Annotated in this window: 18 protein-coding genes; 7 read left to right on the plus strand and 11 right to left on the minus strand. The window is 61.3% G+C overall.

The window, feature by feature from the left end:
• From G1C98_RS08120 to G1C98_RS08135, 4 genes are all read right to left on the minus strand, one after another.
• Entirely contained in the window at nt 1-1,863 is a 1,863-nt protein-coding gene (locus tag G1C98_RS08120; protein ID WP_169080719.1) for an ABC transporter ATP-binding protein, read from the minus strand.
• A gap of 105 nt (nt 1,864-1,968) precedes the next feature.
• Nucleotides 1,969-2,460 (minus strand): MarR family winged helix-turn-helix transcriptional regulator, encoded by a 492-nt coding sequence (locus G1C98_RS08125; protein ID WP_169080720.1) that lies wholly within the window; start codon nt 2,458-2,460, stop codon nt 1,969-1,971.
• A 100-nt stretch (nt 2,461-2,560) separates the two neighbouring features.
• Nucleotides 2,561-3,574, minus strand: coding sequence for an aldo/keto reductase (locus tag G1C98_RS08130; protein ID WP_169080721.1), 1,014 nt, complete (start codon nt 3,572-3,574; stop codon nt 2,561-2,563).
• 137 nt (nt 3,575-3,711) lie between these two features.
• Entirely contained in the window at nt 3,712-4,005 is a 294-nt protein-coding gene (locus G1C98_RS08135; protein WP_169080743.1) for a helix-turn-helix domain-containing protein, read from the minus strand.
• Nucleotides 4,006-4,180: 175 nt separating this feature from the next.
• Here G1C98_RS08135 and G1C98_RS08140 point away from each other — a divergent pair, with 175 nt between their 5' ends.
• From G1C98_RS08140 to G1C98_RS08155, 4 genes are all read left to right on the plus strand, one after another.
• Nucleotides 4,181-4,765 carry a hypothetical protein gene (locus tag G1C98_RS08140; protein WP_169080722.1) on the plus strand — a complete coding sequence of 195 codons (585 nt, stop codon included), beginning with the start codon at nt 4,181-4,183 and terminating at the stop codon, nt 4,763-4,765.
• Nucleotides 4,766-5,240: 475 nt separating this feature from the next.
• Nucleotides 5,241-5,435, plus strand: a complete 195-nt coding sequence (gene thiS / locus G1C98_RS08145) for a sulfur carrier protein ThiS (RefSeq protein WP_169080723.1) — start codon at nt 5,241-5,243, stop codon at nt 5,433-5,435.
• Between the two features lie 181 nt (nt 5,436-5,616).
• Nucleotides 5,617-6,330 carry a sulfur carrier protein ThiS adenylyltransferase ThiF gene (gene thiF, locus G1C98_RS08150; RefSeq protein WP_169080724.1) on the plus strand — a complete coding sequence of 238 codons (714 nt, stop codon included), beginning with the start codon at nt 5,617-5,619 and terminating at the stop codon, nt 6,328-6,330.
• 59 nt (nt 6,331-6,389) lie between these two features.
• Complete coding sequence (locus tag G1C98_RS08155; RefSeq protein WP_169080725.1) at nt 6,390-7,304, plus strand: thiazole synthase; 915 nt, start codon at nt 6,390-6,392, stop codon at nt 7,302-7,304.
• A 416-nt stretch (nt 7,305-7,720) separates the two neighbouring features.
• On the opposite strand, the gene G1C98_RS08160 is transcribed toward G1C98_RS08155, so the two are convergent.
• On the minus strand, nt 7,721-9,232 hold the full coding sequence (locus G1C98_RS08160) for an amino acid permease (RefSeq protein ID WP_169080726.1): 1,512 nt from the start codon (nt 9,230-9,232) through the stop codon (nt 7,721-7,723).
• Between the two features lie 514 nt (nt 9,233-9,746).
• On the opposite strand from G1C98_RS08160, the gene G1C98_RS09385 reads away from it, so the two are divergent.
• The 3 genes from G1C98_RS09385 to rlmH all read left to right on the plus strand — a co-directional run bounded on the left by G1C98_RS09385 (nt 9,747) and on the right by rlmH (nt 12,401).
• Nucleotides 9,747-10,862: an FAD:protein FMN transferase gene (locus G1C98_RS09385; protein WP_417852307.1), complete on the plus strand. Its 1,116-nt coding sequence runs from the start codon at nt 9,747-9,749 to the stop codon at nt 10,860-10,862.
• Nucleotides 10,863-10,982: 120 nt separating this feature from the next.
• A complete protein-coding gene (gene upp, locus G1C98_RS08175; protein WP_169080727.1) occupies nt 10,983-11,624 on the plus strand; it encodes a uracil phosphoribosyltransferase in 642 nt (213 codons plus the stop codon).
• Nucleotides 11,625-11,921: 297 nt separating this feature from the next.
• On the plus strand, nt 11,922-12,401 hold the full coding sequence (rlmH, locus tag G1C98_RS08180; protein ID WP_169080728.1) for a 23S rRNA (pseudouridine(1915)-N(3))-methyltransferase RlmH: 480 nt from the start codon (nt 11,922-11,924) through the stop codon (nt 12,399-12,401).
• Nucleotides 12,402-13,094: 693 nt separating this feature from the next.
• Here the strand turns inward: rlmH and G1C98_RS08185 are convergent.
• The 6 genes from G1C98_RS08185 to G1C98_RS08210 form a co-directional block, all read right to left on the minus strand.
• Nucleotides 13,095-14,180 carry a glycerophosphodiester phosphodiesterase family protein gene (locus G1C98_RS08185; RefSeq protein WP_169080729.1) on the minus strand — a complete coding sequence of 362 codons (1,086 nt, stop codon included), beginning with the start codon at nt 14,178-14,180 and terminating at the stop codon, nt 13,095-13,097.
• 52 nt (nt 14,181-14,232) lie between these two features.
• Nucleotides 14,233-15,420 (minus strand): glutamate--tRNA ligase family protein, encoded by a 1,188-nt coding sequence (locus G1C98_RS08190; RefSeq protein ID WP_169080730.1) that lies wholly within the window; start codon nt 15,418-15,420, stop codon nt 14,233-14,235.
• Nucleotides 15,421-16,265: 845 nt separating this feature from the next.
• The gene (clpB, locus tag G1C98_RS08195) at nt 16,266-18,986 is read right to left on the minus strand and encodes an ATP-dependent chaperone ClpB (RefSeq protein ID WP_169080731.1); all 2,721 of its coding nucleotides are present in this window, start codon (nt 18,984-18,986) and stop codon (nt 16,266-16,268) included.
• A 237-nt stretch (nt 18,987-19,223) separates the two neighbouring features.
• The gene (locus G1C98_RS08200; RefSeq protein WP_169080732.1) at nt 19,224-20,423 is read right to left on the minus strand and encodes an ATP-binding protein; all 1,200 of its coding nucleotides are present in this window, start codon (nt 20,421-20,423) and stop codon (nt 19,224-19,226) included.
• A 408-nt stretch (nt 20,424-20,831) separates the two neighbouring features.
• Nucleotides 20,832-21,656: a fumarylacetoacetate hydrolase family protein gene (locus tag G1C98_RS08205; RefSeq protein WP_169080733.1), complete on the minus strand. Its 825-nt coding sequence runs from the start codon at nt 21,654-21,656 to the stop codon at nt 20,832-20,834.
• Between the two features lie 100 nt (nt 21,657-21,756).
• Nucleotides 21,757-22,047 carry an acylphosphatase gene (locus tag G1C98_RS08210; protein WP_169080744.1) on the minus strand — a complete coding sequence of 97 codons (291 nt, stop codon included), beginning with the start codon at nt 22,045-22,047 and terminating at the stop codon, nt 21,757-21,759.
• Between the last annotated feature and the right edge of the window lie 11 nt (nt 22,048-22,058).

Raw genomic sequence — 22,058 nt, forward strand, 5'->3', positions numbered from 1 at the left:
TCAGCGGCCTCCCTTCAGTTCGTTTTCGCTAAGCTGCGACTTCGCGATTTCGCGGTACACGTCGCAGTTGTCCAGCAGTTCCTCGTGTGTTCCCTGACCGACCACCTTGCCGTCGTCGAGCACGACGATGCGGTCGGCGTTCATGATCGTGCCGATGCGCTGGGCGACGATCAGTTTGGTGGAGTCCTTCGCTTCCTTGGCGAGCGCGTCCCTTACCGCGCGGTCGGTCTTGAAGTCGAGCGCGGAGAAGGAGTCGTCGAAGATGAGGATTTCCGGGTGGCGGTAGACGGCGCGTGCGATGGAGAGGCGCTGCTTCTGCCCGCCGGACACGTTGGAGCCGCCTTGTGCGATGGCGGATTCGTAAGTCTTGTCCTTCTTTTCCACGAATTCGGTGGCTTGGGCCACGTCGCAGGCCTTGCGCACGTCGGCCATCTGTTCGGCGGTGAGTGCGCGGTTCGATGCGGCGTCGAGCAGTTCGTTTTCGCGTTTGCGCCCGGCCGCGGTGGAGGTGTCGGCCATTTCGACCGTGTTGTCGGGTTCGCCCGGCTGGTCGCCGTAGCTCACGTTGGAGGCGATGGTGCCTTTGAACAGGAACGACTGCTGCGGCACGTAGCCGATCTTGTCGCGCAGGACCTTGAGCGTGTAGTCGCGCACGTTCACACCGTCGACGAGCACTTCGCCTTGCGTGGCGTCGTAGAAGCGCGGCACCAGGTTGATGAGGGAGGATTTGCCGGAGCCGGTGGAGCCGATGAACGCCACCGTCTCGCCCTTCTTGGCGGTGAAGGTGATGCCTTCGAGCATGGCTTCGCGCGAATCCGGGTAGGTGAAGCTCACGTTGCGGAATTCGATTTCGCCTTCCTTGCCGGGCTCGCCTTCGGTGTGTGTGCCGTCGGTGACGAGCGGTTCGGTGTCGATGACTTCGAGCACGCGCTGTGCGGACACGTCGGCGCGCGGCCAGAGCACGAACACCATGCTCATGAGCAGGAAGCTCATGATGACCTGCACGGAGTAGCTGGAGAACACCACCATGTTGGAGAAGGTGGTGAGTTTGTCGGTCAGGTCGGCGGCGTCGATGAGGTAGGCGCCGATCCAGTACACGGCGAGCATGAGGCCGTTCATGATGGTGTTCATCAGCGGCATCATGATGGCCATGGCGCGGTTGGTGAACAGCTGGGTGTCGGTGAGTTCCTTGTTGGCCTTGGTGAACTTGGCTTCCTGGTAGTCCTCGGCGTTGTAGGCGCGGACGACGCGCAGACCGGTGAGGTTTTCGCGCGCCACGAGGTTGATGTTGTCGGTCAGGCGCTGCATGGCCTTGAACTTCGGCATGACGAACACCATGATGATGGCGATGGAGACGAGCAGCACGACCACGGCGATGGCGGTGGCGAGCGTCCATTCGACGCCGTCGCCCGCGATCTTGCATACGGCCCATACGGCCATGATCGGCGATTTGACGATCATCATCAGGCCCATGGTGATGAACATCTGGATCTGCGTGATGTCGTTGGTGGACCTAGTGATGAGCGATGCGGTGGAGAATCGGCTCATTTCGGCCGGTCCGAAGCTTTCCACCTTGCGGAATTCGAGCGAGCGCAGGCGCTGGCTGAACGAGGCGCCGACGCGTGCGGCGATGTAGCCGGTGACGATGGCGCAGGCGGCGGAGCCGAGCGAGACGAGCAGCATCTTGCCGCCGGCCACCCAGATGTCGTGCATCTTGCTGCCGGGGGTTTCCACGAGCGTGGTGATGTCGGACATGTAGTCCGGCAGGGTCAGGTCGAGCCAGATCTGCCCGACGATGCTGACCAGCGCTATGAGCATCTGGCCTATCTCCGCTTTGGAGAGGTATCGCATGATGCGAAGCATGTATTGGTTCCTTCTCTTATTGGTGTGTGGTATGCGATGTGCGATTGATGGCGAGGCCGTTTCCGGCGATTACTTTACATCGTAAATTACTTACGATGTGAGATATTACGCATCTTCCTGTGCGTTTTCTGAGAACGCCTCGGCGACCTGTTCCGGCGTGGGGCGAGGCTTGCCTGGCATGCACAGCGTCATGTACGTGGTGAATTCGGTGGTAAGGTCGAGGAATTCGCGCGTCCTGCGCTCCCCCATCTGCGAGAAGATCCAGCAGATCGCCTCACGCATGTCCTCATGCTGTCGCTGCGCACGTTCCTCGCCGGATTCGGTGAGCCTCACGTGCACGCTGCGGCGGTCTTCCGGGTCCGGTTCACGCACGATCTGGCCCTTTTTCTCAAGTCCGGCCAGCAATGTGGAGACGCGGCCGGTGGTGGCGTGCATGGCCGAGGCGATTTGCGAGGGCGTCATCGCGCCCTTGGCATACAGTTTGTGCACCACAAACGGCTCGCCCTTGCCGCCGCGCAGCATCTCCCGCTGCATCTGCGACCGCTTGCCCCACGTGACGCGCATCAACCGATCGAATGCTTCCTGTTCGAACCCCAATGGGTTTCCCTCCTTCTTTACACCGTTGGACAACCGGAAACATCCGTCACAATAGCTTACGGTGTAAACAATTTTTCAGAGGATTCGAACTATTCAGCCGTCAGCAAGACCGGGGACTGCCGAATACGGAACGATTCAGCACGTCGAGCTCGTCCTGGGTGAGGTCGAGTGCGGCGGCGGCGAAGGAATCGTTGATCTCGCGCGGATTGCGAGCGCTGGGGATGGTGAACAGGTTGCCGTATTGCGCAAGTTCCCATGCCAACGTCACGCGCTGGTAAGAGCATCCGTGGGCGGCCGCGACCTCGCGGAACGCATCGTAGGCATGCTGGTCGAACGCGTCGAGGAAGCCGCCGAGCGGACTCCAGCAGACGAAGGCCAGGCCGAGTTCGGCGCAATGCTCCATCGTGTGTTCCGGGTCGGGGCGTGAGGGCGAGAACTGGTTCTGCACGGCGATCAGGCCGTCACCCAGAATGCTGCGTGCGATGTCGATCTGCTCGTTGTCCACGCGGGAAATACCGGCATGGCGGATCACGCCCTCGTCCAGCAGCTGCTTGAGCGCACCCACCTGATCCGCGTACGGTACCGCCGGATCCGGGCCATGCGAGTACAGCAGGTCGAGCGCATCCACGCCAAGATGCGCGGCCGACTCCTTGGCATCGCGGATCATGGTCTCCGGGCGCGAATCGGCCATCCAGCCGTACCGGCTGCCGGCGGCCTGCAGATGCTGACGTTCCTGCGTGTTCGTATCCCGAGTGTCCGATTCGGCCGAATCGGACATCCGAGCGTCAGGAGCCGGAGCCTCCATCGTGCGACGGTAGCCGGTCTTCGTGGCAACCAGCACCTCGTCGCGCGGACCATCCCACGTACACAACGCGTCGCGCACCAGCTGCTCGCCGTACCCCAGATCCTCCGGGGTGCCGGTTCCCGGCCGGCTTGGCAGATAGTACGACCACGCGGTGTCCAGGTACCGCACGCCCGCATCAAGACCAGCATGGATCGTCTCAATCGCAGTATCGCGATCCGGACGCCCCTCGATGGCGAGCGCCATCGTGCCCATGCCAAGCCGTGGAATCGCAAACCCAGCCAATTCGCCTTCGTTCCGCGCAATCGTCATAACCGTCTCCCTCCGCGTCGTCATCGTATCCGCCACCCATTCTTGCACATGCGCGGCCGGCGGCATCAACGCACAGGCTTATTCCGCCACTGCGCCCAAATCATCAATCGCATGCTCGAAACGGGAACCCATGACTACTACCTCCTCACCCGTTGCGGAAGCTGATCAATGGCACAGGCCATGCCCAATGGCGTCTGATACGGGTCAGTGGCGTCTACGGCCGGTTCCAGAAGCTGGAGAATGTTCAAAATCGCAAACAGGGAATCCGTTCTCACGGCTTTGCCGCTTTCAACGTTGCGCACCGTATTGATGCTCACCCCCGCCCTTTGCGCCACATCGGCAAGTGTGAGATTCAGCAGTTTCCGCTGAATCGTGGCATGCTCCCCCAAGACACGGAGCGAACGCCTCACTTTCGTCGGAACATACTTCATATTCACACCCCATCTTGTCTACAAACTTTTATTGTCATTATTCTGACAATCAGCTCTCGTAAGAATTATAATAGTGATAATTATTTGGAACCGGCAGCTCATTGGAACACGGGAAAAGATATTACGGTACCAAAACCGGGAAAATTTCCGGAAATCTTGTCTGTCAATGACCATAATGCGGCGTAAAGAACATACAGGACAGCGTTTTGGCATCATCGCCATGTTAATTGCCATTACCTTGGGAGTAGGAGGTTTTGCCATGATGCATCCAAAAAGCGAAGCGTCACTGCCGATAAACAACATGGAACTTGTCCAAGTCACTGAAATACCTGACAGGCCACCAAACATCATCGCAAGCTCAAGGACTTTCGCCGCAGTCTCGTATGCATGGAAAAGGAACGGAAAAACCGAAACTCACACGCCTGACGAAGGTTCGGGAATCCCCGACAGCCATCATGCAGATCTGCAGACATTGAGACAGCAGCTGCATATCGACAACGCCGTGCATCTTATCGGCGTGTTCTATTGGTACTACCGTTCGATACTTCCAAACGGCATCCCCGGAGACCCTAGCGAAGTCATGCAATGCACGTATCGCAGGTCGAACTGTATGATCCAGCCCGATGAATCCTCCATCGGATTACAGCTACGCATTCCCGACGACGCCAAGGCAATCACCATAACCGCACATTACGGAAACCCCTCATCGGATGACGTCGGCGAGAGCATCGTCAGTTGGGCATTCCGCGTAGATGAGTGACAGCATCGGCGCCTCCTACATTCCCCATGCCTCGTCTTTCGGATGGCTTGTCGGGCGGGTGCGGGAAGATGATGGCACAACCGAACGGGAGCCGAAAGGCTGAGAGGGAGCTCGACGAGCTTCGACCGAGGACTTGATGCGGGTAATGCCGCCGTAAGGAGACGGGTTGTTCGCGCCGCAGGGCGCATCTCAATCTTCCGTTCGCGATAACCGAATATCGCGTGATTAGGGTCACGGAGGGGCGCACCACCTCATAGGGTACGGCTTCTCTTCGCGACCCTTTTTTCGTACCGACTCCGAGTGTCCGATTCTGGAGAAAAGGACAACCAGAGGGCCACACCAGACCCCTGGATGACCGATTCGCCAGAATCGGACATGCAGCGGGCCGAAACAGGCGTCCGGATGTCCGATTCGGCCGAATCGGACACTCAAGGGGTCACAGACAGTACCGCAGGCACAGAAGGGAACACCGCACATGATCATCAACGGCAAGGAAGAGAACATCGCCACGCCCATCACCGTGGCCGAGCTGATCGAAAGCAAGGGACTGCGTGCAGACCGCGTGGCCGTGGAGCTCAACGGCGAGATCGTGCCCCGCACCAAGCGCGCGCAGACGCAGCTCAAGGGCACCGACACCCTGGAGATCGTCACCTTCGTGCAGGGCGGCTGAGCGGCGCTACGATTCAGCGATTCAGTGATCCGACGATCGATCCGTCAAGTCGTTCGTCGTTTCAGCGCACGCGACGCACGTCCGACGAACACAGGAACGCCGCAATCGCACGCCGCAATCGCACGCATAGCAACGCAAACCAACAACACCCAGCACATCAGCGAACGGAAGAACACCAATCATGACCTTTGAACCCACTGCAACACCGGAACAGATCAACGCCCGCCAGCAGGCATTTGGCAACCTGCCCGACCCCACCACGCTGGTCAGCCGCGAGGAGATCCGCGCGGCCCTGCTCGACCGCCACACCGCCGCCACGCAGGATAAGCTCGACGCCGCGCACGTGGCCATCTGCGGCCTCGGCGGCCTCGGCTCCACCATCGCGGTGGCCCTGACCCGCATCGGCGTCGGCCATCTGCACCTCATCGACTTCGACCGCGTGGACATGACCAACCTGAACCGTCAACAGTACTTCCTCAAGGACCTCGGCCAGTACAAGACCGAGGCGCTGCGCTCCAACCTGCGCCAGATCAACCCGTTCATCGAGATCACCATCGACACCGTCAAGGTGACCGACGAGAACGTGCCGACGCTGTTCGAGAACGAGGACATCATCTGCGAAGCGTTCGACGTGCCGGAGAACAAGACGATGCTCGTCAACGCGGTGCTGGAGAACCTGCCGGACAAGAAGCTCGTGAGCGCTTCGGGCATGGCCGGATTCCGCAGCTCCAACCTGGTGAGCACGCGTCGCGTCTCGAAGAACTTCTACTTCTGCGGCGACGGCGAGACCGCCCCGGTGCCGGGTGCCGGTCTGATGGCGCCGCGCGTGGGCGTGGTCGCCTGCCACGAGGCGAACATGATCACCCGCCTGATCCTCGGCGAAGAGGACGCGTAAGACGCGGCTATCGCAAGAAAACCGAGAAAACCGCGTAATTCCAACGAAAGGAACCGACTATGAGCACTGAACACACCATCACCACCGCGGAAAAGGACGTCGCCGCCGCGCCGAACGCCACGCTCGACGATCTGGTCGGCACCACCACGAACACCGCCATCCTGCCGGAGCCGGACGCGCACGCCTACGACGAAATCGCCACCGGCGACGCCGATCCGCTCATCCTCGGCGGCCACAAGTTCACCAGCCGCTTCATCCTCGGTTCCGGCCGCTACGACCTGAACCTCATCAAGGCCACCATCGAGAACGCCGGCACGCAGATCGTCACCATGGCCCTGCGTCGCTGCCGTACCACCGAGAACAACCTGCTCGACTACATCCCCAAGGGCATCACCATGCTGCCGAACACGTCCGGCGCGCGCAACGCCGAAGAGGCCGTGCGCATCGCGCGTCTGGCCCGCGAGGTGTGCCAGACGGACTTCGTCAAGGTGGAGATCGAGCATGAGGCGAAGTATCTGCTGCCCGACAACGAGGAGACCATCAAGGCCACGAAGCAGCTGGCCAAGGAGGGGTTCGTGGTCATGCCGTACATGTTCCCGGACCCGATCGCGGCGAAGCGTCTTGAGGATGCGGGCGCGGCATGCGTGATGCCGCTCGGCGCGATGATCGGCTCGAACAAGGGCCTGCGCGCACGCGACTTCATCGAGGTGATCATCAAGAACTCCAATGTTCCGGTGATCATCGATGCTGGTATCGGCCGCCCGAGCCAGGCTGCCGAGGCCATGGAAATGGGCGCGGACGCGGTGATGGCGTACACGGCCATCGCTTCCGCCGGCAACATTCCGTTGATGGCTCGCGCGTTCAAGAACGCGATCGAGGCAGGCCGCGAGGCGTACCTGTCCGGCCTGGGCAAGGTGACGGAGGATCACGCCGTGCCGTCCAGCCCGACGAATGAGGCCGATTACATCGGCTGAGTCTGACTGGCTGAGCCCGACTGGCTGGTCTGACCCGTACGAGTTGCGTTCGGGTAGCTGATTGCATAGCAAAGGGCCGGTGGGGAAATGCACGATTCCCCACCGGCCCTTTCATATCATCATCGTCGAGTCTCGGATTACCGTCAGACCATGGTCCCGTCAGACCACGGTCATCGACGCAAATGACCGATTGCGACCGACCGGCTGACCTGTCATAGCGGCTTGCTGAAGTAGCTGTGACCGAAGTGACAACAACACGAGGTAATCGTGACAACAACTGTGATTGGAGTGACATAATCTGTTACTCCAGTCACAGTCATTGTTATTTCGTCACAGTTATTTCGTCACAGTTATTTCGTCACAGTTATTTCGTCACAGTTATTTCGTCACGGCTACCACCGTTACCGCCACGCCCATCACTGCTTGTGCAGCGCCTCCTCAAGGTCGCGGTTCTCGAAGCGCTCGTGCAACAGACAGTACCCGCCGAACACCAGCAGCCAGACCACGCCGGCGATCGCGGAACCGCGCGTATCGGCCGAAAGGAACAGCGTGATGTACACGAACACGAAGAACACGATCGCGATCCAATCCGTCACCTTCCACGCCGGCATCAGGAAGCCGTCAGAAATGAAATCGGAGCTCTTACGGTAGCCGCGATGCGCGAACATCGTGAGCACGTAGATGAAGATCACCACGGCGCTGGCGGCGGAGGAGAACAGCACGAACGCGCTGTTGATGCCGGGAATCATGTTGATGATCGGAGACATCAGCACCATGCAGCCGGAAACCACGATCGCCTTGGCAGGCACCTTGCGGTCGGACACTTCGGCCAGTCGCGCCATGGCCGGCGAATCGGAATCCTGCGCCAGCTGGTACAGGTGGCGGCCCGCCGAATACAGCAGCGAGTTGAGCGACGAGGCGGCGGCGGTAATCACCACGAAGAACACCAGTGCGGCGGCCCAGTCAAGACCCGCGTACTTGAAGACCATGATGAACGGGGACGGGTAGGAGCCGTCGGAGTTCGGCTTGAAGTTGCGCCACGGCACGATCGCCATGATGGCGACCAGCGCGCCCACATAGAAGATCAGGATACGCATGATGATCTCGTTGATGGCCTTCGGCAGCACCTTGCGCGGGTTCTGCGTTTCGGAGACGGTCACGCCCACGAATTCGATGAGCAGGTAGGCGAAGAACACCATCTGGAAGCTCATGAAGAAGCTCATCCAGCCGTTCGGCGCGATGGAGAAGCCGTCGACCAGGTTCTTCAGCGAGACCGAGGCGCCCGGAATGGTGCCGTCCACACCGTCGATGGTGGTGGCCGGGTAGTGGAAGCCGATGACCAGCATGACCACGGCCGTGACGATAAGGCCGATAATCAGTGTGATCTTGATCATCGAGAACCAGAATTCCGCCTCGCCGAACACCTTGACGGCAATGAGGTTGATGGCGGTGAGCACCACCAGGAAGCACAGTTCGATCAGCCATTTCCACGCGTGGAGTTCTATGCCGAACATGCGGAAGAACGTGACGAAATACGTACTGACCGCCGTGATCTCGGTCATGCCGGTCAGGATGAGCACGATCCAATACGTCCAGCCGGCGAACTTGCCCCACGCGCGGCCGAGGTAGCGTCCGATGAAGTTGATGAAGGTGTGCTGACTCGGATCGCGGTACATCATTTCGCCGATGGCGCGCATGAGCAGGAACATGATCAGACCGACACCGACGTATACGAAGATGATGCTGGGGCCGGTCAGGGCGATGGACTTGCCGGAGCCGAGGAACAGGCCCGTGCCGATGGTGCCGCCGATGGCGATGAACTGCACATGGCGATTCGTCAGGCCACGAGACATTTCATTGCCCTCGTCAAGGCTTTCAAGTGATTTCAAACCGGCTGATGAGCCGTTATCGCTGTTCTGAGCTGTCATAATGGGGTTTAGTTTACTCGGCGGCACGAAACGCTTAAGTTAACGTCCGCCTTGAGCAAACCGCGCGGGTGCGTGTGCGGTGTGCGTTGGGCGCGCGATCTGCGTGCTGGGTGCGCGTTAGTGCGCCGCCGGACATACCAAGCACAGGTTGGAGCGTAGTGGAATGAGCGATATGCACACGTTGGCGTTTCCGCAGGCACTGGGCACCGGAATCGTGGTGCAGGTGCGCCCCCAGTTGTCCGATTCGGGAGAAAAGGACAACCAGGCCTCCCACCGCATACTTCAGATGACCAATTCGGCCGAATCGGACAGCCAAGCACCCGTTTCCGCGCACTATGTGGCCGATTCACCAGAATCGGACAACCATGCACCCGGCTCAACATCCCACATGACCGATTCGGGAGAATCGGACAGCCGGACACCCGATTCATCACCCCACATGACCGATTCGGGAGAATCGGACATCCATGCGCCCGATTCCACCTCCTGTGTGACCGATTCGGCCGAATCGGACATGTGGGGGACGATTCATGCGTTTCTTGACGGGTATGAGCGGGCGTTGTCGCGGTTCCGTGAGGATTCGCTGGTCGCCGCCATGCGTCGCGCCCGGCACGGCGGTTCGTTCGACTTTCCCGATTGGGCGGCCGGTCTGTTCGACCTGTACGACGCGCTGCACGAGGCGAGCGATGGCGCGATCGACCCGTGCGTGGGCGAGGATCTGACGCGCTTGGGCTACGGCCCTGCCTACACGTTTGCCGCGCAGCCCGATGCCGGCGAGAGCGTGGGCGCGATGCACGGCCGGCCCACGTGGAACGGCAGTATGGAACGGCATGGGTGCACGTTGGTCACGCGCGGCCCGGTTTCGTTGGATTTCGGCGCGTGCGGCAAGGGGTATGCGGTGGATCTGATCGCGTCGCTGCTGCGCAATGACGGATGCGCTGCCGGGCACGGTGATACGGATGGCAGCGAGCGCAATGTGCGATACCTGTCCGTCGGCGATCCGTTCACCGGTAACCAAACTGTCGGTACCACGCATCCCAATCATGCCGACAAGCCTGATCGCTTCGGTAATAGGCCCGCCGGCTTCACCGCGGATCGTTCCGCAGACCTTGCCACCGATAGGGCATTCGTCATCGATGCAGGCGGCGATCTGCTGGTGCATCTGCAACCATCCGACCACGCAAGCCGATCAAGCAAAACGACCCGGACCACAACCACATCACGCACATCAACCACATCATCAACCGCTCCCACTCCCCCACTCCGTATCGCGCTGGAGCACCCGACCGACACCACGCAGGCGATCGGCGTCGCCGAAATCGCCAGCGGAGCGCTGTGTGCGAGCGCGCCGAGCCGCCGGCATTGGGGTGAGCAGGCCGGCATGAAGCTGCATCATCTGCTCAACGCGATCGACGGATTGCCCGCCGATAATATCGCCGCCGCATGGGCGTACGTGCGTGAACAGGACGCCGCATTCCCCTGCGCCACGGCCGACGGGCTCGCCACCGCGCTGTTCGTCACGCCGCCTGACCGGTTGCGCGCACGGTTCCGTTTCGAATGCGCATTCATCGACGCAAACGGCATGGCGCACGCCTCGCGGGATTTTCCCGCAACGCTGTTCCTCGCGTAACTCTCGCGCAGCGCCACGCCCCTCGGCTCCTCAACCCCTCAGCTCCGCCCCCACAACGCGCCTCGCACGCCAAACCACGCCGTTCGCACAATCCCCTGAACGGCGGTAGTCTTGGTAACTATGGAATTGCATGTTTTGAATCACCCGCTTGTCGAGCACAAGCTGACTGTGCTGCGCGACAAGAACACCTCCTCCTCCACCTTCCGCGAGCTCGTCACCGAGCTCGTCATGCTTGAGGCCTACGAGGCCACCCGCGACATCGACGTAGTGGACAAGCCCATCGAGACCCCGGTCGCTCCCATGGTCGGCAAGCACATCGCCTCCCCGGCCCCGATCATCGTTCCCGTGCTGCGCGCGGGTCTCGGCATGCTGGACGGCATGACCAAGATGATTCCGTCCGCCGAGGTCGGCTTCCTGGGCATGAAGCGCGATGAGGAGCACCCCACCCAGCAGATCACGTACGCGAACCGCTTGCCTGAGGATCTGACCGGCCGCCAGTGCTTCCTCATCGACCCAATGCTCGCCACCGGCGGCACGCTGGTCGCCGCGACCCACTACCTCACCGAGCGCGGCGCCAAGGACGTGACCGCTGTGTGCATTCTGGGCGCTCCGGAAGGTCTGAAGTTCGTTGAGGAGAACCTCGATCCGTCCATCAAGTTCAAGCTGGTGCTGTGCGCGGTCGATGAGAAGCTCAACGACAAGTGCTACATCGTGCCTGGTCTGGGCGATGCGGGCGACCGTCTGTACGGCGTGATCGACTGATCTGCTGGTCGGCTGGTCGACCGTCGGTCGATTGCGCGACTGCCGTGCGACTGTCGTACGACTACAGCAACCGACGAACGCAAAGGGCTGTGCATCTGTGATATATGCATGGCCCTTTTTGCTGCGCTTCCGCGGGTTCCCGTGCGCATCGTCACGTATCGCCGTACATCGCCGATATGTTTCACGGATTGTTTCACATGCAATGCCGCATAGCGACCGACCCTCGCGCCGGACCCAACCAATACCGATTCCCCCTCAAATCCAATTCCCCTATCAATCCCCTAGTGAAGGTGACCCATGCAAATCGACATCATCTGCGTAGGCAAGGTGAAGGAACAGTACCTTCGCGACGCCATCGCCGAATACTCCAAACGACTCAGCCGCTACTGCAAGCTCAACATTCTTGAAGTGGCCGACGAGAAGACGCCCGAACATGCCTCCGAAGGCGTGGAACGGCAGATCAAGGCCAAGGAAGGCGAGCGCATCGCCAAGCACATCAAGCCGGGCGCATATGTGATCGCGCTGGCGATCGACGGCCAGCAGGTCACATCCGAGGGCTTCGCGCGCAAGATCGACCAGCTGGGCATTCAGGGCGTGAGCCACATCCAGTTCGTGATCGGCGGGTCGATCGGCATGGATGACGAGATCCTGCGCAAGGCGAACTACAAGCTCAGCTTCTCCAAAATGACGTTCCCGCACCAGCTCATGCGCGTGATCCTGCTGGAGCAGGTGTACCGCGCGTACAAGATCAACGCCCACGAGCCGTATCACAAGTAAGAGCGTCCGTATGCAGGCCGACCGGGTGCCCCAGCCTCACGTCATTAACGGGTCGATACCGGCAAAACCACCGCAACAGCAATACCCGCGACTGGATAAAAACGACGCAACTGAATAGCCCGACCTTGACTGGATAAAAACGACCGCGGCTGGATGAAAACGACTGTAGCTGGGCGGTAACTGCGACTGACGGGTAACTGTGACGAAATGACAACAACTGTGACGAAAGTGACGGAATCTGTTACCGCAGTCACAGTTGTTGTCACGATTACCTCGTGTTGTTGTCACATTGGTCACGGTAATCCGTGATCAGGAGGGAAGCGGTGAGCCGTCCAATGTCGACGGGCTTGGCAGGTCCAGTGATCCGCGATCGGACGGAGAACGAGCTTGTTGACCGGGCCCTCCGACTGGTCCGCCAACCACCCCCGACAACCAACCCCGACAACCAACCCGCTTAACCCCGCCAATCCGACCAATCAGCACCACCAACCACGGATCACGGTTTATGCGGGGTCGATGACAATGTGTGCGGGCATAACGACAACTTCCGCGATGAAAGTGACAGATGCTGTCACGTTCATCGCGGAAGTTGCCATCAGAACCGCATTATTCGCGCATCACGCGCACCGTTATGCGCATCACGCGCACGACGCGCACGCCACGCGTCACACGCCACGCGTCACACAGCACGCGCTACTCGCCCTGCGGCACGAACGATTCGAAGATGCAGCGGTCGAACTGCTCGGCGCACGCCTCGTATTCCTCCTGGCTACGCACGGTCCACGCAACCGGCATCGCGCCCATCGAACGGGTCAGGCGCACCTGCGGCATCGCGCCGCCATGCCAGTCGTAAGCCACGAAATCCGGGCGAGACAGCCAATCGAACGCCAACGATCCGGCGGCGTACTTGCGCACCTGATCCACCGGCGAGCCGTTTTGCGAACCGTTCCGCGCGCCATCGGAGGCGGGCCAAGCGGCCAGCTGACCACGGCATACGTCCGGGTGGTTCTCCTTGTACCAGTTCACCGCACCCGGGTGGAACGATTCGATGACGAACGGCCCATCGTACGCTGCCAGCAGCGCCTGCCCCTTCTCCATCAGCTCCACGTCGCGGTCATCCCATGTGGCGTTGTTGGCGAACTTGTATTCCACGATCAGCGGCACGCGCCCCGCCACCAGCTTGAGCACGTCAGAGAACAGCGGCACGTGCTGGTAGTAGCCTTCCGGCGCGTTGGACGGCGTGACCACGAGCGGCGGATTCTCCTCGCCGCCCGGCAGCAGCGCGGCCCTGGCATCGCCCGGCGCGGCCGTGGGGTACAGCGGGATGCGCGTGAGCTCGTCATAGCTCAGATCCTTGATCTTGCGCGGATCGCCAGCTACACGCCCAAGGTCCGCATCATGCACCACCACGACTTCGCCGTCACGGCTCAGCTGGATGTCAAGCTCGATGCCGTACCCGGCCTCGCATGCGGCCGCGAACGCCGCCAGCGAGTTTTCCGGCGCGATGGGGCCGGTCTCGTCATCGCTGCCATACCCGGCCTTGATCGCCATGCGGCGGGCCAGCGCCACGTATTCGCCACTCTGTTCGGCGTAGGCGGCGGTCAGCCCGGACCCGGCGTCGTGCAGACCACGATGCGCGTACCACACGTCCGGAACGGTCGGCACGTAATTGAGCTGCTTGTTCTTGAAACCGCGCGGCGCGACGGCCCACAATGCGGCTCCCGCGGCGCCTGCGAGCGCGGCACCGCCAATCAGCACGTTCCTGAAGACTTTCGACATTGAATGCTCCTTCCTGCGAGCCTGAGCCGTTCGGTGAGTTCGGCTATTGGTCTCAGCCTACCGCGTCTGCGAGCCAGTCCGGGCATTGCGGCGAGGCGGGGTCGAGTTTGCGGTCGGTGTGATTGCGGCGCAGCAGTTCCCAGCTGAACTCGCCGAGCAGGCTGGCCGGCGTGCAGGGTTCGGGCGTGTCGATGAGGCCGAGCAGGTGGGCGCAGACGCCGGTGACCTGTTCGGCGGTGACGCCGCGTGCGCGCAGTGCGCCCATATCGAGGGAGCGTTCGCGTTTGGCGAGGCGGCGGCCTGCGGCGTTGTCGATGAGCGGGATGTGCGCGTATTCGGGGGCGAGTGGGGTTGGGGTTGATGACGGTGGTGCGATTAATGACGAGGTTGCGGCTGGGTTCGCGTCCATATCAGCCGTACCACCGGCATGTTGACCAGTACTCTGCGCTACATCCTGGTCTGCACTCTGACCGGCATCCACGGCGAATCCGTTGGCGACCAGCGTGGTGCGGATCCACGCCTGCAACGCGGTGGAGCGCAGCAGGTCGCGCCCGCGTACGATGGAGTCGACGCCCATGGCAAGATCGTCCACGGTGACGACGAATTGGTAGGAGAACAGGCCATCCGACCGGCGGATGATGGAGTCGCCGATGCCGCGGGAAAGCCGGTAGGTTTGCGGGCCGAATACCCGGTCGGTGAAGTTCACGGTGTCGGCGGCGGTATTGGCGGGCGATGGCATGGCGAGTCGCCATGAGTGACGTTGCCCTTGGGCGGCGCGATCGGCGGATTGATGCGGGTTGGCGAGCGCGAGCGCACGGCAGGTACCCGGGTAGATCTGGAAACCGTCGCCTTCCTGCGGGGCGGATGCGGCGCGGATGTCTGCGCGGGAGCAGAAGCAGGGGTACAGCCAGCCGCCGTTGTCGGCGGCGGAATCAGCATCAGAAGCGGTACCAGCACTCGCACTACCCGCCTCGCGCGGCAGAAGCCCCATCGCCTGCTCGTACAGGTCGAGTCGCTGCGACTGGTATACCGGCTCGCCGTCCCAGTCCATGCCAAGCCAGGTCAGATCGTCCATGATCCAACGGTCGGCGTCCGGCAGCACGCGCGGCGTATCGATGTCTTCGATGCGCAGCAGCATGCGCCGCCCGCGCGACCGCGAATCCAACCATGCGGCCAGCATGGCGACCATATTGCCAATGTGCATACGCCCCGAAGGCGTGGGAGCAAAACGACCTGTCATGGTTTCCGAGCCTACACGCCAACCGGCGACCAGTGGCGGCAGGCAGGGCACAGCCGTGGCTGGTCGGCCGGTTCGTGGCCCTTCGGAAACCCCGCGTCCATAACATCCAGTCGGTCCGCGTCCATTACATCCAGTCGGCCCGGCGAAATCGCGATACCTGTGATTTGGTGACAATGACTGTGACTGGGGTGACGGATTCTGTTACGCCGGTCACGGTTGCTGTCACGATCACCTCGTGTTGTTGTCACTTTGGTCGCAGTAGTTCTCTGTCGCAGGAGGAGCGATAGCCGCAACCGCAATCCCGCGTCCATTACATCCAGTCGGTCCGCGTCCATTACATCCAGTCGGCCTGCACCCTTCACATCCGGTCACCCCGCGTCCATTACATCCAGTCGGGCCGGCGAAATCGCGATACCTGTGATTTGGTGACGATGACTGTGACTGGGGTGACGGATTCTGTTACGCCAGTCACGGTTGTTGTCACGATCACCTCGTGTTGTTGTCACTTCGGTCACAGGCGTGCGTAACGACCACAAAACGACGACAACCGTGATCGGAGCAACGTATCGCCGTCACTTCGATCACGGTTGTCATGAGTAATTCGCAGTACCGGCATCGCACGCGCAACTCACGCCACGCATCACGCATAGTGATTGCGCACAATGACTGCGCGCGGTACCGGCGGTCAGCCCCGGTGCTTGCCAGTACCGACCGTCAGCCGGTGGTCCGATTGGTTCGGACCACCGGCTCGGGCTCAGTCCAACGGCTCAGCTCAGCCCAAACCAGCCCTGTCCAGCTCAGCTCAGTCCGGCCCAGCCTAGGCAAAAAGTCAGCCAAGCTCAGACTCAGCGCTCACCGGCACCAGCACCATCACCAGCGCTATCACCGTCGTCCACGAGATTGTCGCTCGCCCACGCGGTGAGCTCCAGGTGCTCGCCACCGGTCTGATCCACCAGCACGGTGTCGCCGTCGTGGACCTTGCCGGCCAGCAGCATGCGTGCCAGCTGATCGCCCACTTCGGTCTGCACCAGGCGGCGCAACGGACGTGCGCCGTATGCCGGGTCGTAGCCCATGTTCGCCAGCCATTCACGGGCCGAATCGGTCACGTCGAGCGCAATGCGACGGTCGGTCAGGCGTGCGGACACGTTGGCCACCTGGATGTCCACGATGCCGCCCAGTTCCTCGCGGGTGAGCGGGTGGAACATCACGGTGTCGTCCAGACGGTTCAGGAACTCCGGCTTGAAGTTCATGTGCACGGCGTCCATCACGGCCTTCTTCTTGGCCTCCTCGTCCATGTCCTCGTTCACGAGGAACTGCGAGCCGAGGTTCGAGGTCATGATCAGGATCGCGTTCTTGAAGTCCACGGTCCTGCCCTGGCCATCGGTCAGGCGGCCGTCATCGAGCACCTGCAGCAGCACGTCGAAGATCTCCGGGTTCGCCTTCTCCACCTCGTCGAACAGCACCACCGAGTACGGGCGACGACGCACGGCTTCGGTCAGCTGACCGCCCTGCTCGTAGCCGACGTAGCCCGGCGCGGCACCGATCAGGCGGGACACGGAGGCCTTCTCCATGTACTCGCTCATATCGATGCGCACCATGGCCTTCTCGTCATCGAACAGGAAGTCCGCGAGCGCCTTGGCGAGTTCGGTCTTGCCCACGCCGGTGGGGCCGAGGAACAGGAACGAGCCGGTCGGGCGGTTCGGGTCGGAGATGCCTGCACGCGAGCGGCGCACGGCGTCGGACACGGCCTTGATGGCTTCCTTCTGGCCGATCACGCGCTTGCCGAGGAAGTCTTCCATGTGCAGAAGCTTCTCGTTTTCGCCTTGCATGAGGCGGCCGACGGGGATGCCGGTCCAGTCGGAGACGATTTCGGCCACGGAGTCGGCGTCCACACGGTCGGGAACCATCGGCACGTCGGCGGTGGTGTTGGCGTCGCCTTCGCCGTTCTTGGCGTTCTGCTCGTTCTTCTCGGCCTGCGCGATCTCCTTCTGAATGTTCGGGATCTCACCGTAGTTGATGGCGGAGGACTTGGCCAGGTCACCTTCGCGCTCATAGCGTTCGGCCTGGGTGCGCAGTTCGTCGAGCTTCTTGCGCAGGTCGCCGATGCGGTTGTGCCCGCTCTTTTCGGCGTCCCAGCGCGCCTTGAGCCCGTTGAGCTTTTCGCTCTTGTTGGCGATCTCCTTGTTCAGGTCGGCCAGGCGGTCCTTGGCGCTGTCGTCGAGTTCGGCTTCGGCCTTGTCGGCGTCCTTATCGTTCTTCGGATTGCCCAGCAGGTACGACTTCTCCATCTTCAGACGTTCCACCTGGCGGGTGAGTTCGTCGATTTCCTCAGGCGAGGAGTCGAGTTCCATACGCAGGTGCGCGGCGGCCTCGTCGACCAGGTCGATGGCCTTGTCGGGCAGCTGACGGCCGGAAATGTACCGGTTCGACAGCGTTGCGGCGGCGACCAGCGCGTCGTCTCCGATGGTGACCTTGTGGTGCGCCTCGTACTTCGGGGCGATGCCGCGCAGGATGGCGATGGTGTCTTCCACGCTCGGCTCGCCGACGAACACCTGCTGGAAACGACGTTCGAGCGCCGGGTCCTTTTCGATGTTCTCACGGTATTCGTCCAGCGTGGTCGCGCCGATCAGGCGCAGTTCGCCACGGGCCAGCATGGGCTTGAGCATGTTGCCCGCGTCCATGGAGCCTTCCGCGGCACCGGCGCCCACGATGGTGTGGATCTCGTCGATGAACGTGATGATCTGCCCGTCGGCGTTCTTGATCTCCTCAAGCACGCTCTTCAGGCGTTCCTCGAATTCGCCACGGTACTTGGAGCCTGCCACCATGGAGCCCAGGTCGAGCGAGATGAGCTTCTTGTTCTGCAGGGTGGTGGGCACGTCGCCGGCGACGATACGCTGTGCGAGGCCTTCGACCACGGCGGTCTTGCCCACGCCGGGCTCGCCGATCAGCACCGGGTTGTTCTTGGTGCGGCGGCTCAGGATCTGGATGACGCGGCGGATCTCCTGATCGCGGCCGATCACCGGGTCGAGCTTGCCTTCCTTGGCGGCGGCGGTCAGGTCGGTGGAGTACTTCTCTAGCGCCTTGTAGCTGCCTTCGGCGTCCGGGCTGGTCACCTTCCTGTCTCCTCCGCGCACGGCCGGCACGGCTTTGCGCAGTGCCTGTGCGGTGACGTTGTTGGCCTGCAGGATGTCGGCTGCCTGGTTCGGGGTTGCGGCGGCGATGCCGATGAGCAGGTGCTCGGTGGAGATGTATTCGTCTCCCATCTGCTGCATTTCCTTTTCGGCCTGCACCAGTGCGGCTTCGAATTGGCGGCTGACCTGCGGCTGCGCGGTGGTGGATCCGCTGGCGGACGGCAGGTTGGTCAGCGCGTTGCGCACGGCGGTGCCGATGGCCTTCGCGTCGCCTCCTGCGGCTTCGATGAGTCCACGGACCACGCCTTGCTCCTGGGTGAGCAGGGAGTTGAGCAGGTGCAGCACATCGATTTGTGCGTTGCCTGCCGCGGATGCGCTCTGCGCGGCGTCGGAGATGGCTTCGCGCGACATATTGGTGAGTTTGTTCTGGTCCATTACGATAACCTCCAAGTCCCTAGTCCTTCGCGGCGCTTTGGCTTGGCGAGCTGGGGAGCTTGAGGCTCGGCGGCTTGCAGGCGCAGGCACCGGAAGGCTTACGTGTCATGTTCTGATACGTACAACAGAGCCGCTATCCATTCTATTCCCAAAACTTGAGTGATGTTGACTCAAGTTTTGTTTTTTCTTGCTTGCGCACGGGCCGGCGCCCAACCGGAACCCAACCGGAGCCCACAGTCACACGTCCAGCAGCCAATCAATCAGGTTCCGCCCCTGCACGCCATTGCGCGAATAAGGGAATTCATCCAACGACAGCACCGTCTTCGGGTAATTGTCACGCAGCGCCTCAAGCGCGCCGAATTCACGGTCACGCGTACGTTCGTCGGCCAGCAGATACGTCACCTGGAAATATTCGGTCGCACCATCCTTACGGGCGATGAAGTCCACCTCGACGTCGCCGACCTTGCCGACGGTCAGACGGTAGCCGCGACGCAACAGCTCCATGCAAACCACATTTTCCAGCACCTGATCGATTCCCGCCGCATTATCCATGCCAAGCGCCTGCCGAAGCCCCTGATCGACAACATAGTCCTTCTCGCCGAACGACAGGATCTTCTTGCCGACGGCGTCCTCTTTCGGCACACGATAGAGCATGTATGCCCTCTGGGCACCTTGCAGATAGCTGGCAACCGTCTCCTGGGACACCTTACGGCGTTCGCTTTTGAGGTAATCCGCCACGTTCTTCACGTTCAGCAGGTGACCTTCCTCCGCTATCGCGTACCGCACGATCCGTTCGAGCATGTCGATATCACGGACATTGTTGCGCTTGACCACATCCTTAAGCAGAATCGTGGAGAACAGGTCTTCCAGATATTTCAACGAAGCATCCTCGTCAAACGCCAACTCGCTTTGGAACGGGAACCCACCCTGGGCAAGATACGCACGGAACGCCGCACGTTCGTCGCCACCGCGCGCCTCACGCCATGCGGGGCAGAATTCCGCGAACGACAACGGAAACACCTCGATGGTGACGTATCGCCCAGTGATGTACGTGGCGAGATCGCTGGACAGCACGTAGGCATTCGAACCCGTGATATAGATATCGGCATCGTAGTCGACCATAAACGACCGAAGGGCCTTCTCCCAGCCTTCGACCTCTTGGATCTCATCAAGGAACAGCCGTACCGGACGGCTCTTGTCGACATGCTCCGCGACATAGTCCATCAACTCGCCGCCGTTGGAAATATGCGCATAATCCCGTGACTCGAACTTCAGATGAAGCGTGTTGTCGACGGCAACGCCGTCTTGCAGCATACGTTCATGGAGCTGATCGAGAATGGTCGATTTCCCGGAACGCCTCACCCCCACCAACACTTTGATGATGTTCTTTCCGATAAACGGACGCAACTGCTCGTAATATGCAGGACGTTGGATCATCGCACGCCTCCCCGTCTCCCCTGACAGAACCTAACGCCATAAAATCAGATATAACTGATATTATCATCAAAATTACGAAAGAATCAGTTATAACTGATTTCATCAGGAAAATGACGGAAGAATCAGATATAACTGATTCTTTTGGAAAAACGGGCACAGAATCAAATACAACTGATTGTGTGCTGCTGAGGCATCGTCGCCTCGCATCCCGCTGTGCTCCACCGCTCTCCGCCGTGCTCCCCCATCCCCGTCAGACCAGCGCGACCATGCAAAAAGCCGTGACCGAAGCGGCACAACACGCTTCGATCACGGCTTACTTCCAGCTTAGTCGCGGCACATTGCGGTTCTCACCGCAACCCTTACCGCAGACAGCCGGTCATCGACTCAGCCAGTCGGCAGCTCAGCGACTCAGCGGGGCCTGAGCACCACATTGCGCAGGGCACCGATGCCCTCCACGATCACCATTGCCTCGTCGCCGGCCTTGAGGCTGCCGGACGCATTCGGCGTACCGGTCATGATCACGTCGCCCGGCAGCAGCGTGGAGAACGACGAGATCGCCGCGATCTGCTCGGGAATGCCGTGGATCAGGTTCGCGGTGGTGCCGCTCGCGGCCTTGACGGTACGGCCGTTGAGCTTGAACGAGATCTTCGCGTTGGCCCAATCCATGTCGTCGCGCGTAACGATCCACGGGCCGAGCGGGCAGGACGTATCGAAGCCCTTGGCACGCGTCCACATGGGGTCGATGCCCTGCAGGTCGCGCAGCGTCACGTCGTTGACGCAGGTGAAGCCGAGCACGTAATCCATGGCGTTTTCGACGGACACGTTCTTCGCCACGCGGCCCATCACCACGGCCAGTTCGGGCTCGTAGTTCATGTCGTTGGAGCAGGTGGGGAAGATGATCGGATCGTCCGGGCCGATGACGGAGGTGGCCGGCTTGGTGAAGATCATCATGTCTTCCGGCGCATGCTTGATGTCGGAATGGCCGGTTTCGTTCATGAACTTGGCGTGGGCCTCGTAGTTCTTGGCAAGGCCGTACACCTTGGACGGGATGACCGGGGACAGCAGGCGGACACCTTCTGATTCAACCTTGAACCGTTCGCCGGTCGGGGTTACCTGGCCGCCCAGCAGCGGGTGGCCGTCAAGTACAACAAGATAGTCTTCGCCATCATGCTCGTCCTTCTGCACGAAGGCGTAGCCGGGCGTATTGTTCCGGGAAAAACGTGCGATTCTCATACGCACCAGTCTAACGCCATGTGCGGCGCGGCCGGCGGGGAATCTCGGCACGGAGCGAGCTTTTTCGGATACCGATACCGGCCGCCGGCCAACGCAGCGTTCAGTACCCGCGCACGCGGAAGTCCGTCTCGCCTTCCAGCACAGGCACTTCGCTCACCTTCACCCGCTCCACACGGCTCCACTGCGGGCCGAGCTTCAGCTGCGAGATCAGCATCGCCATATCGCCGCGATCGCCCTGCGCCTCCAGCTCCACGTCGCCGTTCATCAGGTTGCGCACCCAGCCGGTCAGACCGAGTTTCATCGCATTGCGCACGGTGAAATAGCGGTACCCGACGCCCTGCACCATGCCGCTGACCACGATATGCGCGCGGATCGTCTCGCCGTTGGCCATGCCGTTCGTCT

Origin of the sequence: Bifidobacterium erythrocebi (assembly GCF_012932675.1) — a bacterium.
GTDB classification, from domain to species: Bacteria; Actinomycetota; Actinomycetes; order Actinomycetales; family Bifidobacteriaceae; genus Bifidobacterium; species Bifidobacterium erythrocebi.